This is a genomic window from Desulfuromusa kysingii (genome assembly GCF_900107645.1).
GTDB classification, from domain to species: domain Bacteria; phylum Desulfobacterota; class Desulfuromonadia; order Desulfuromonadales; family Geopsychrobacteraceae; genus Desulfuromusa; species Desulfuromusa kysingii.
The window spans coordinates 305,058-317,551 of record NZ_FNQN01000002.1 but is presented as its reverse complement, the minus strand read 5'-3'; the positions used below and the strand labels follow the sequence as shown (position 1 = coordinate 317,551).

General features: G+C 49.9%; 9 protein-coding genes, 1 tRNA gene and 1 other RNA gene. 10 read left to right on the top strand and 1 reads right to left on the bottom strand.

The window, feature by feature from the left end; all coding sequences use genetic code 11:
* The first annotated feature begins 14 nt into the window (after nucleotides 1-14).
* From BLU87_RS04595 to BLU87_RS04550, 10 genes are all read left to right on the top strand, one after another.
* A complete protein-coding gene (locus BLU87_RS04595) occupies nucleotides 15-500 on the top strand; it encodes a CvpA family protein (RefSeq protein WP_092345171.1) in 486 nt (161 codons plus the stop codon).
* On the top strand, nucleotides 490-2,874 hold the full coding sequence (locus BLU87_RS04590; RefSeq protein WP_092345169.1) for an endonuclease MutS2: 2,385 nt from the start codon (nucleotides 490-492) through the stop codon (nucleotides 2,872-2,874). The genes BLU87_RS04595 and BLU87_RS04590 overlap by 11 nt, the downstream gene beginning before the upstream one ends.
* A 3-nt stretch (nucleotides 2,875-2,877) precedes the next feature.
* On the top strand, nucleotides 2,878-4,719 hold the full coding sequence (gene dnaG, locus BLU87_RS04585; protein ID WP_092345167.1) for a DNA primase: 1,842 nt from the start codon (nucleotides 2,878-2,880) through the stop codon (nucleotides 4,717-4,719).
* Between the two features lie 63 nt (nucleotides 4,720-4,782).
* On the top strand, nucleotides 4,783-6,534 hold the full coding sequence (gene rpoD / locus BLU87_RS04580; protein WP_092345165.1) for an RNA polymerase sigma factor RpoD: 1,752 nt from the start codon (nucleotides 4,783-4,785) through the stop codon (nucleotides 6,532-6,534).
* 96 nt (nucleotides 6,535-6,630) lie between these two features.
* Nucleotides 6,631-6,707: transfer RNA gene (locus BLU87_RS04575), tRNA-Ile, on the top strand.
* Nucleotides 6,708-6,914: 207 nt separating this feature from the next.
* Nucleotides 6,915-8,045 (top strand): Nif3-like dinuclear metal center hexameric protein, encoded by a 1,131-nt coding sequence (locus BLU87_RS04570; RefSeq protein ID WP_092345163.1) that lies wholly within the window; start codon nucleotides 6,915-6,917, stop codon nucleotides 8,043-8,045.
* 36 nt (nucleotides 8,046-8,081) lie between these two features.
* Nucleotides 8,082-8,792, top strand: coding sequence for a zinc ribbon domain-containing protein (locus tag BLU87_RS04565; RefSeq protein WP_175498263.1), 711 nt, complete (start codon nucleotides 8,082-8,084; stop codon nucleotides 8,790-8,792).
* 32 nt (nucleotides 8,793-8,824) lie between these two features.
* Nucleotides 8,825-9,222, top strand: an RNA gene (gene rnpB, locus BLU87_RS04560) — RNase P RNA component class A.
* A gap of 86 nt (nucleotides 9,223-9,308) precedes the next feature.
* Nucleotides 9,309-10,334: an LOG family protein gene (locus tag BLU87_RS04555; RefSeq protein ID WP_092345159.1), complete on the top strand. Its 1,026-nt coding sequence runs from the start codon at nucleotides 9,309-9,311 to the stop codon at nucleotides 10,332-10,334.
* A gap of 10 nt (nucleotides 10,335-10,344) precedes the next feature.
* On the top strand, nucleotides 10,345-11,460 hold the full coding sequence (locus tag BLU87_RS04550; RefSeq protein ID WP_139167465.1) for a hypothetical protein: 1,116 nt from the start codon (nucleotides 10,345-10,347) through the stop codon (nucleotides 11,458-11,460).
* Between the two features lie 119 nt (nucleotides 11,461-11,579).
* Here BLU87_RS04550 and BLU87_RS04545 read toward each other — a convergent pair whose 3' ends face one another.
* The gene (locus tag BLU87_RS04545; protein ID WP_175498262.1) at nucleotides 11,580-12,494 is read right to left on the bottom strand and encodes an alpha/beta hydrolase; all 915 of its coding nucleotides are present in this window, start codon (nucleotides 12,492-12,494) and stop codon (nucleotides 11,580-11,582) included.

The following is a 12,494-nucleotide window of genomic DNA, read 5'->3' as shown; positions in this document are numbered from 1 at the left end:
CGATGGAGTGATTCTTGGGGTTGGTTGATATTGTCATATTGGTGGTCCTTGTTTTCTTCCTTTTTAAGGGGATTTTCCGGGGGTTACTGAAAGAGGTTTGTTCGTTACTCGGGCTGGTTTTGGGTGGAGTCTTTGCTTTTACCTTTTACTTGCCCTTGGCGCAACTGCTGCAAGATTCTTTCAGCTTGCCAGATAAGCTGTGCGTCTGGGGCTCATTCCTCGCAATATTTTTACTTCTGGTTTTCCTTTTTGCCGTTATTGGTTTTGTCCTCAACCGGTTTGTTAAACTTATTTTTCTTGGTGGGTTTAACCGCTTAGCAGGGGCGATATTCGGGGTGGTCCAGGGTGTAGTGGTCCTGTCAATGATCGTCCTCGCTCTCAACTCTTCCGTTGCTCCCGATTTTGTCAGAGGGAAGATCAAGGCCTCACAGTTGGCGCCACCGTTTGCCACTCTCGGAGAATCAATATTTATGGGAAGCCGAAGTTTGATTGGACAATAATCAGGCGATGATCTGTAGTGAAACGGCAATGCAACGTCTGGAATATCCCCGGTTAAAGGGGCTTCTAGCCGGTCAAACTCAGTCAGAGCCAGGGCGTCTGTCTGCTGAGCAATTGCAGCCTCTGTCAGCTCAAGTTGATATTGAGGCCGCTTTGACTGAAGTGGATGAGGCTGTCCAATGTCTCAATGATGGCCAGGCCCCATCCCTTGGTGGTTGCTGGGATTTGACCGAGTTGCTTGGTCAGGTCCGGGCTGAAGGGAGTCTGATTGCCACTGAAGAGTTGCTGAAAGTTGTGCAGTCGTTGCGGGTTATGGAGGATTGTCGCCTCTGGTTTAAGACGCAGAGTCAAGATCTCTCTCTCGCGACTTTAGCCTTTAACATAACTCCTCTGGCTGAATTGCAACGGCGCCTGCAAGACTCAATTGGGTCCCGTGGTGAACTGCTCGATAGTGCGTCATTTGTGTTGGGAGATTTGCGTTATCAGATCCGCCAGACGCGTAGTCGTATCAAGCAGCAACTAGACCAGTTGTTAACCGGTGAGCACTCTTCGAGCCTGTTTCAGGAACGGCTGATAACTATCCGCAATAACCGCTATGTCGTGCCACTGAAAAGTGATTGCCGTGGCCAACTGAAAGGTTTTGTGCAAGATGAGTCAGCTAGTGGCCAGACCCTCTATCTGGAGCCTTCGCAGGTGTTGGAGGGGAACAACCGTCTACAACAATTAGCGCGGGAAGAGCAGCGGGAAGAACGGCGGATTTTACTGGAGTTGGCAGGGCTGGTGCGTCGTGATACGCCGGTGCTGCAAAACAATCAGAAAACACTGGCCCGGATTGATCTTCGCTTTGCGGCGGGGCGGTTGTCTCGTGGATATCAGGGGTGCCGGCCAGAGTTGGCCAGTGATTCGGTCATTGAATTAAAACAAGCGCGGCACCCTCTGTTGATGGAGATCGACGGTCGTTTTGATCATGATGCTGCGGTTGGGATCGATGTGTTGCTGGGGAAGGATTGTCACGCTCTAGTGATCAGTGGCCCGAATACCGGGGGTAAGTCCGTTGCTTTGAAGACATTGGGTCTACAGTTGCTGATGCTGCGTTCAGGGCTACATGTTCCCTGTCACCCGGAGAGCCGCTTGCATCTCTATCAGCATCTGCATGTTGATATCGGTGATCAGCAAAGCATTGCGCAGAGTTTATCAACTTTTTCAGGTCACTTGCTGAAAATGCGGGAAATTCTTGAACAAGCTGATGCTGAAACTCTGGTTCTGCTTGATGAGGCGGGGACGGGAACCGATCCTGCAGAAGGTGCGGCTCTGGTTCAAGCGGTGCTTGATCAGCTTTGCCAGCAGGGAGCCAAGACGCTGCTGACTACCCATTTGGGTCAGTTGAAGCATTTTGCTCACGGGCAGCCTGCGATTGAGAATGCGGCGGTTGAGTTTGATCCTGAAACTCTGGCACCAACGTATCGACTCCGTTATGGAATCCCCGGAGCCAGCAGTGCGTTGACGACAGCTAAACGATTGGGATTGCCGCAACATGTTTTACAGCGTGCGGTTCAATACCTTGGTCAGGAAGAGCATGACCATAGTGCTTTGTTGATAAAGTTGAATCGCAGACAGCAGGAGCTCGATCAGGAACTTGTCCTGACCAAACGGTTGCGGCTTGAAGCTGACTCAGCTCAACAGTTACGCAAACAACAACTGCAGCAGCTCAAGGAGAAAAAGAAGGAGATCCTTGCTAGGGCGACCCGACAGGCTGATGAGTTGATTGCTGCAACTGAGTCACGGATGAAGGTCTTGCGCAGGAGCAAGCCCGGCACGGTGTCACCGCAACAGGCCATAGATGAAAAACAGCAATTTTCGGCTGCCAGAGCAGACTTGTCCCCTTATAGACCGAAACTAAAGCGGTCCGGCAGCGTTCCGGTCCAGCTAACGGTCGGGGAGTTGGTGCGGATTTCTGCGTTAGGGGTTGAGGCCCAGGTCGAGCGGATTCAGGGTGCGGAGATTGATTTATTGGTTGGTGGCAAACGCATGCGCCAGTCGCTTGAAGCGTTGGAACAGTTTAGCCCACGTCGCTTTGTTGCCAGTTCCAGCGGTGGCGGTCAGGTTTCACGTAGCATGGTGGATCGGCAGATTCGTCCAGAGATTAAACTGATTGGCCAACGGGTTGATGAAGCGATGGCGCAGCTAGGCCGCTTCATTGATGACGCCATGTTAAATAATTTGCAAAAAATTGAAATCATCCACGGTTCAGGAGAGGGGATTCTGCGCCGGGCTGTGCGTGAGCATCTTGCGGCAGAGGCTGGAGTGACAGCTTTTTATGCGGCTCCGATTGCTCAGGGCGGAGATAATATAACTATCGTTGAATTGAGAGATTAACGGATGTCCGGGCAAATTTCAGAGAGTAAAATCAATGAAATCCGTGAGCGAACAGATATTGTTGAGTTAATTTCTCAATATGTCAGTTTGAAACATTCCGGGGCTAATCATACCGGACTTTGCCCTTTTCATTCGGAAAAAACGCCCTCGTTCAGTGTCAATTCTGCGCGGCAGTTTTTCCACTGTTTCGGTTGCGGCGTTGGTGGTGATGTCTTCTCCTTTTTGATGAAAATCGAAGGGCTTGTCTTCCCGGATGCGGTAAGGATGCTGGCAGAACGGTCCGGGATTGAGCTGGAAGAGCATATCCCGACACCGGAAGAGGAGCAACGAGAACGGCAACGGGCGCGCCTATACCGGGTCAACGAGGTGGCGGCGGCATACTTTCATCGCTTGCTGATGGAGCATCCGGCAGGTGAGCCTGCGCGTCAGTATATGAAAGTTCGTGGTTATGGTCGTAAAGCTTCGGGGGAATACCAGATCGGTTTTTCCGAATCCTGGGACGGGCTGAGGACCCATTTAGAAGAACAGGGCCTTGCTACGGATGATGCTCGCGTTCTGGGGCTATTGCGGCCCGGGAAGCAAGAGCGTGGTGACTATGACCCGTTTCGTGGACGGCTGATTTTTCCGGTCCATGATCTGTCGGGGCGGATTATCGCCTTTGCCGGGCGGGTGTTGGATGATAGTAAGCCCAAATATATTAATTCACCCGAATCGCCCATCTATCATAAAGGGCGGATTCTGTTTGGTCTGTTTCAGGCACGACAGGCCATGCGCCAGTGTGGAGAAGTTCTTTTAGTCGAGGGTTACTTTGATCAGTTGGCGCTGTATCGGGCTGGATTTCCTCAGGTTGTTGCGACCTGTGGCACCGCATTGACGACAGACCATGCGCACTTGCTCAAGCGTTATGTTCAGCGGGTTGTCCTTTTGTTTGATCAGGATTCCGCCGGTAAAAAGGCGACATTCAAGGCGATGACCGTATTGCAGGAGGAGGGGATTCCTGCTGCTGTCATTGAATTGCCAAAGGGTGAGGATCCCGACTCCTTTATGCGCAAGGAAGGTGTCGATGCCTTCCGTGTCCGGCTTGGAAAAGCACGTTCGGCTATGGATTTCTTCATGGCAGATGTCCTTTCTGAGGCGGGGAACGGAATTGAGGCAAAGGTCAGAGCGGCCGAACAGATTGTGGAGCAGATTGCGAAGCTGAGCAGTGAGTTAGAGCAGGATCTTTATTTGAAGGAGTTGGCGCAGCGCAGTGGCATTGATCTTGAGCGTTTGCGTCAGGTGAACAACAAGGTTATCGGTCGGGGACAACAAAAAAGACCGACCTTGTCACCCCCTGCAACGGAGAGCTGTCCGCTTCCGGAACCCCCTCTTCCCGTGGAAGCACCGGGAGGGTATGCACCTCCGTCGAGGAGATCTGAAGTAAAGCCCGACTGGAGTCGTTCCGAGGAGACGCTGTTGTGTCTTTTGTTGCAAAATCATGTCAGCAGTCAGCAGATATTGAAGGCTGGAGGCGTTGATCTTTTTAATCATCAAGAAGCTCGGGACATGGCACAGCTACTGTTAGATCAGGCGACTGAGTCTGGCCTAGATATGGCCACGTTCATTGATGACCTTCCGGCGGATAAAGCGCGGTTATTGATGGCGATATCGCTTTTGGATAAGGGGCAATTCAGTGAAGGAGTGGATGCGGTTTTTTCCGGTTGTTTAACCGCTTTACAGCGAGAATTGAAAAAGCAAAAACGGCGGGAATCGATTGAAAAATTGCGTAAATTTGAACAGGGTGGAGATTCAGGGACGATAAATGAGGCAAATAATTTGCTCAAACAGTTTAAAAATTTGAAGTAGCGGTTACACTTACTTGAATATAGAAGTCTGCATTTTTCAGACGGCAGAGGAGATCAGGGACGAATGGCAAAAAAAATTAATCCGGATGAGATTCAGCAACTAATCGACATGGGGAAGGAAAAAGGTTTCCTGACCTATGATGAGGTGAATGACATGTTGCCCGCTAACATGGTGTCTTCAGAGCAACTTGAAGATGTGATGGGGATGTTTGGCGAGATGGACATTGAAATTGTTGAAACTGAAAGTAAAGCATCAACATCAAAAGACGACGACGACGATGATGATGGTGATGAACGTGAAGTTGAGCTTGAGGCCGGGACTCTTGGTCGAACCAGCGATCCGGTGCGGATGTATCTACGCGAAATGGGACAAGTTGCCCTGTTGACCCGTGAAGGTGAAGTTGAGATCGCCAAACGTATTGAAGAGGGTGAGGCTCAGGTGACGAAGGTGGTCATGCGGACCCCGATCGCTGCTCAAGCGGTAATGCAGTTGCTTGCAAAACTGGAGAAAGAGCAGATTCGGGTATCAGATATCACCCGTGACTATGACGAAGAAGAGGGTGGCGAAGCCGAAGGAAAGCAGCGTAAGCGCTTACTTGAAGCGTATGAGCAGATCCAGGTTATTGATCAGCGATTGCAGGAGACGCAGGAAGCGTTACAGGGTTCTCTCAGTAAAAAGAAGCGTCAGGAACTCGAAGAACAGGATGCGGCCGACCGGAAAGAACTGATCAAGCTGTTACGTGAGGTCCGGCTCAAAGATTTTCAGGTTGCCAAGATTGTTGACCGTCTTAAAGATATGGGCAACCAAGTTAAAAAAGGGAAAGCAGAAATTGCTGATTGCGAAGAAAAGATCAATCGCCCCTATAACGAAATCAGCAGTTATCTGACCCGGATGCGACAGAATGACGAAGAAGCGCATGCCGTTGCTGATGAGTTAAATGTCGCCGGTGACGTCCTGCTGTCGGTCGAAAAGCGGTTGCTGGCGGCTGAAAGAAAATTCAAGCGGGTGACTGAAGAGTCCGGTTTTGAGCCCGGTGATCTGCTTGAGTATTTGAAAAAAGTTTATAAAGGGGAATGGATCGCGAAAAAAGCCAAAGCAGAACTGGTTGAGGCGAATCTCCGCCTCGTGGTTTCCATTGCCAAGAAATATACCAACCGTGGCCTGCAATTTCTCGATTTGATTCAAGAGGGAAATATTGGCTTGATGAAGGCGGTCGACAAGTTTGAATATCGTCGCGGATATAAATTCTCAACCTATGCCACCTGGTGGATTCGTCAGGCGATTACCCGAGCTATCGCTGATCAGGCCCGGACAATCAGAATTCCAGTCCATATGATTGAGACGATCAATAAGTTGATCAGAACGACACGCCAGCTCGTGCAGGAATGTGGACGTGAACCGACCCCGGAGGAGATCGCTGATCGGATGGATCTCCCTCTCGACAAGGTCCGTAGGGTGCTGAAGATCGCAAAAGAGCCGATCAGTCTAGAGACCCCCATCGGTGAGGAGGAAGACTCCTCGCTTGGTGATTTCATTGAGGACAAAGGGGTTGTTTCTCCTCTGGAGGCGGTTCTTAAAGGGAATCTTTCCGATCAGACCTCGCGAGTCCTTGCGTCGCTGACTCCGCGGGAAGAAAAAGTGCTGCGGATGCGTTTTGGTATCGGTGAAAAATCAGATCATACCCTCGAAGAGGTTGGCCAGGACTTTAACGTCACCCGTGAGCGGATCCGGCAGATTGAAGCAAAAGCGTTGAGAAAGCTGCGTCATCCCAGTCGGGCAAAACGGTTGCGAGGGTTTGCCTCAACGGAAAGTTGATGTTTATTTAACCAAATCGCAAGAAATTTGAAGAGGATGGAAGACTTTTGCTTGACAGAAAGCAGCTGTATTCACTATCCTTATCTCTTGTGCGAAGGGCCCATAGCTCAGTTGGTTAGAGCCGCCGGCTCATAACCGGCTGGTCCGAGGTTCGAGTCCTCGTGGGCCCACCAGATTAACCCCTAGCGATAATGACGCTACATTCTTTATTAGGCCTTATAGATTGAACGGAGACAGTCTTTTATCCAAGTTTACGTTGCCAGAGATAGAACCCAGGGTAGACGTAAAGGTCGCGTCGCAGAGGGTAAGTATAGGGAAAGCAATAACTAGAGAGTGCACCGAGAAACCGGTGCACTCTTTCTTTTTGTGGGGGCGGCTGTATGGCTAAACAGAAAATCGCCTGTCTCGCTGATATCATCGGCCTTCTTAACCGTCTTTGTCCCCCTGTTTTAGCTGAAGATTGGGACAATGTTGGTCTTCAGGTCGGTGACCCAAGAGCAAAAATTGATAAAATTTTAATTTCTTTAGATCCCGAAGAGATCGCAATTGAAGCCGCTCATCGATGTGGAGCGCAACTTCTTATTTCCCATCATCCTTTGATTTTTAGACCACTCAAACGCCTGAGTCCTACTGATATGACTGGACGGGTTCTTTTTCAAGCAATCAAACACGACATTGCTGTTGTCTGTGCGCACACGAATCTGGATCGTGCCGCAGACGGTTTGAACGACTGGCTTGCTGCACGGCTTGGAGTCACTCAAACAACTCCCCTGGAGGCTCCTGAACCCGGTCATTATTACAAACTGGTTGTCTACGTACCCCTCGGTCATGAGGAGAAAGTTCGTGATGCCATTTTAGCTGCTGGAGCAGGACGGATTGGGGCCTATGATCGCGTCTCATTCAGTAGTCACGGAGTGGGAACGTTCCGTGGTGACCAGGGAACCGATGCCTTTATTGGTGCCCCAGGAGAGTCTGTTGTTACAGAAGAAGTGCGTCTTGAGACAATTGTTCCACCGGCGTTGATTCAGAAAGTTGTGTCCCGCATGCTGAAAGCTCACCCCTATGAAGAGGTCGCTTATGACCTGATTTCACTGGCAAATCAGCGTACCGATGTGGGTCTGGGGCGAATTGGTCAGCTTGAACAGGCGGTTCCGCTACAGCAATTCACCGCACAGGTGAAGGGGGCATTAAATCTATCTACGGTGAAAATTGTTGGAGATTTAGAGCGGAAGATAAAGCGTGTCGCGGTCTGTGGTGGCACAGGGATGTCACTGTTTTCCGCAGCCTCACGGCAAGGTGCGGATTGTCTGGTGACCGCTGATATCAAGTTTCATGAAGCACAAAGGGCAAGAGCTGAAGGCGTTGCGTTGATTGATGCCGGACATTTTGCAACAGAACAAATCATGGTGGTAGAGCTCTCCAAGCGATTACGGAAAGTTTTATCCCGACAGAATTTAGAGGTTGAGGTAATAGAAATGACAGCCGAGAGTGATCCTTTTATTTTGTTCTGACTGTCACAACATTGACTGAAAATGGAGGTTATTAACGTGCAAAACACAATGAACTTGCTGAAAGATCTGCAGGAGATTGATCAGGAGATCAGCGCTATCGAGGCAACCCGAGAAGGTTACCATAAAGAATTGAAAGACTTTGAAGTCGATGCGACACGGGTGCAGGAGATGCTCGACCAGTTGACCGAAGAGGTTGCTGTTTTGCGACAGGCAGAAGCTGAATTACAGCAAGGTTTGTTGAAGGAGCGTGATAATGTTAATCGGGTCGAGGCTCGGTTACCGGAGATTCAAACGCAGAAGGAATATGTTGCGGTTCTGAAAGAGATCGATACCGCTAAGAAGGCCAACAAAGATGTTGAGGAGCAAATGCTGTCCAAGCAACAAGAAGTTGCTGTGTTGGAAGCAGACCTCAAGGAAAAACAGGAAGAACTTGCAGTGATCCAGGAAAATTCAGCAGCTCGCGGTGCTGAGCTGGCAAAATCGTTGGCAGAAGCCGATGAAATTCTGCTCAAACGGACTCAGGCCCGCGAGTCTGTTGCCACTGAACTCCCTGTGAGCCTGCTGCGTAAGTATCATACTTTGTTTAAACGCAGGGGCGGACTTGCTCTCGCGTTAGCTAGCAATGGAGCCTGTCTTGGATGCCATATGCAGCTGCCGCCACAACAGTATAACAAGCTGCTCAAAGTTGAAGAAATCCAGACATGCCCCCACTGTAACCGGATTCTTTATGTCGAAATTGACAACTGATGTTGAATATTTCTTAATCATCAAATTTGGTCAAAGAAGGACAGGTGATCGCCGTCTGTCGTAGCATTAGCTGCGTTGGAGGGAGGAAAGTCCGGGCTCCACAGGACAGGATGGTTCCTAACGGGAACCGAGGGTAACCTCAGGGAAAGTGCCACAGAGAGGAGACCGTCTACACCAGCCTTCGGGCGCAGTGTGGATAAGGGTGAAAGGGTGAGGTAAGAGCTCACCAGTTCTGGCGGTGACGTCAGAAGCTCGGTAAACCCCATCCGGAGCAAGGTCGAATAGGGGAACGTTTGAGGGTTGTCCGCCCAAAGTTCCCGGGTCTGGCTGCTGGAGACCGTTGGCAACGACGGTCCTAGATGAATGATCACTGTCCCGTTGCGGGTAACTTCAGCGGGAAACAGAACCCGGCTTACGTACTTCTTTGGCCACTTTTTTTGCGGCAGTATGATAATATCATGCTGCCGCTTTTTTCGTGGGAGCACAATGAACTGAAAAGATCAGGAGGAGGTTGCTATGCCATTACGTTTTGATCGCTGTAACGGAGTGATAGATGAGCTTATTGACCAGCTGATGCGGAAAACCGGAGTTCATCATCCTGATATGATTCGCCAGATGATTCTGGGAGCTTTGAAGTCGGGTCAGGAGAATGATTACCTGGCTGACCAAAAATTGATGCGCACAACGATGAAAGAAATGCGTTACACCAATAAGGTTTTCTCTCCGTATCGAAACCGTAGAAAAGTAACCATTTTCGGCAGTGCCAGAACTCCTGCCGATGCGCCGATCTATAAAACCTGCGTTGAGTTTTCCCGGATGCTGGTGGAACACAATTATATGGTCATTACTGGTGGCGGCCCTGGAATTATGCGTGCTGGCAACGAGGGGGCAGGTGCGGCAAACTCCTTCGCTGTTAATATCCGTCTCCCGTTTGAGCAGGACACCAACCCGGTGATGGACAAAGATGAAAAAGTGATCACCTATAAATACTTCTTCAACCGCAAAGTCGCTTTTCTCAAAGAGGCCGATGCCGTGGTGATGTTCCCGGGAGGGTTTGGAACTCTGGATGAAACCATGGAAATTATGACTTTAATTCAGACGGGAAAAAATCCACCGATTCCACTGGTGATGATCGATGATGAAGGTGGTTATTGGACTGACTGGCTGGATTTTCTCAAAGAAAGCCTGCTGAAAAGGGGATTGATCTCTGGTGAGGATTTCAGCCTGTTCACCATAACCCGTGATCCTGATGAAGCGGTTCGGGTCATAGATGAATTCTATCGTAATTATCACTCGTTGCGGTTTGTTAAAAACAAGTTGATCATTCGCCTCAATAAAGTTCTTGATTCTGATCATCTCCATATTCTCACCAATGAATTTAGTGGAATTCTGATCCCCGGAGGGAAGATGAGTCTGTGCTCTCACTTTCCTGAAGAAGATGATCAGCCCGATCTGAAACACTTGCCACGGTTATCCGTTGATTTTAACCGGCGCAGTTATGGTTTGCTGAAGTCCTTTATCCGCAGGATTAATTCTTTTTAAAAGGTGCATAATGTCTATAGATAACCAATCCCTTATCAGCCGGGTGAGGGCCCATATTCCCCGCCAGGATTTGTGTGAAATGTTGCGGCTGGTGCGTTTGCTGTTTCGAGTAAGCCAGTCCAGTGGCTATCGCCACAAAGTCTTCCCTGATTTACCCGAGGTTGCCCGCTTTGACCCCAACCACGCCGCATTGATGATGGGATATGATTTTCACTTAACCGCCGATGGTCCACGCTTGATCGAGGTCAATACGAATGCCGGTGGTGCTTATATCGCTTGGCTCAGTGAGCAACAGGCTGGAACGTCTACCCGTTCAGCTCTCTCCAACCGCTTCAAACGCAGATTGTTGAACAGTTTCTTGCAGGAGTGGCAGGATTTTTCTGCGGCTGATGAGCCATTGAAGAGGGTTATCATCATGGATGAAAACCTGGACCAGCAGGCACTGTTTCTCGAAATGATCGGTTTCCGCGATTGGTTGTGTGAAAATGGCATTGACGCCCATGTCGCCTCCCCGGAAGATCTTCAGGTGGAAGCCGATGGTGTCTATTTCAACGCTGAAAAGGTCGACCTGATCTATAATCGTCATTGTGATTTTTTTCTTGAAACTGAGCCGATGCAGGAACTTAAAAAGGCCTATTTAACCGCTCAGGTTTGTCTCTCCCCCAACCCTTTTGCTTACGGATTGTTGGCTGACAAGCGGAGGATGGTGCTTTGGTCTGATCCTGAGTCGCTGGACAATCTCGGTCTGTCAGCCAGAGATACCGCGTTGCTACTAAAAGTCGTTCCCCCCAGTTCCCTGTTGTCCGGGCAGGATGAGGGTGATCTCTGGTCACGGCGAAAAAAGTTGATCTTTAAACCGGTCACCGCATTTGGCGGTCGCGGAGTTCTTCTCGGGAAAGGGATCACCAGAAAACGATTTGCTGATCTTGATCCTGAAACAACCCTAGTTCAGCAGTTGGTTCCGCCATCGGTTGAGACGTCTACAGAGGGGCAGGAGTATAAAATGGACGTCCGTCTGTTTGTTTATCGTAATCATCTGCTTGGCGTCGGGGCTCGGTTATATCAAGGGCAGGTGACCAATATGAAAACCGCAGGGGGGGGCTTTGCCCCGGTGAGTATTGTCTGAATATTGATCTGTAAGCGTGAAAATGGCTGCAACGAGCCGTTATGACCGCCAGCAGCAGTCATCTTTTCTAAACCCGCTGGAGAAGTTTAAAGGTTGGTTTACGGTACAGATTCTGGTGGTTATTCGGCCACTATCCTGATGAGATCATGGCCGCTATATTCAACCGCCTCCCGAGCTTCATCCAAGGACTTCACAAACAACACAAAGTCATGAACCTGCCCAAGGTAGTGGCGGTGGATTACGGCGATTCCTGTCGCTTGCAACCGCTTCCCGTAAGCAATGGCTTCGGCCGCCAGAGCATCCAGCTCAGCGGTGATAATCGTCGTCGGCGGGAGGTTGGAAAGATCTTCTGCCAAAAGCGGTGATACCAACGGGTTGCTGACGTCATTTGGATCTTGCAGGTAATAGTGACTGAAGGTCCGGCTGTTTTCGGCTGTTAGCAGGTTGTCATTGACGTCTTTGATTTTGTGTTGATGCTCTGTTTGTAGATCAAGAGACGGGCAGAACAATACTTGATAGATGGGGCTAAAATCTTTTCTCGTCCCAGCCAGCAGACACACCCCCGCTGCCAAATTTCCTCCAGCACTGTCTCCGGCAATGATCAACTGGTCTGCCCTGATATTGAGGGCGACATCATTCTCCAGAATCCAGAGCGCAGTTCGATAACATTCCTCCAACGCATAAGGGAACTTGTGTTCAGGAGCCAGAGCATAGTCGACACTGACCAGAACCGCTTTTGCCGTTTTGGCGAAAACCCGGCAGAGATTATCGGTGGTCTCGGGACTGCCAATACTGAAGCCACCTCCGTGCATGTATAAAATGATGGGGAAGGGGCCAATTCCCGCGGGGGTGTAGATTCTGACTTTGGTTGTTCCCGCCGCTGTGTCCGCTGTAACATTGTCAATATGCCCGGGAAAAGGAACTTTTGCCGATCTTGAAGAGCGGGCGTTTTCGAGTCTTCTGGCCTCGGTGATATTATCGAGCGGCAGCGGTTTGGCATTGAGAAAGGCTTTGATGAATTTCGATTTTTCCAT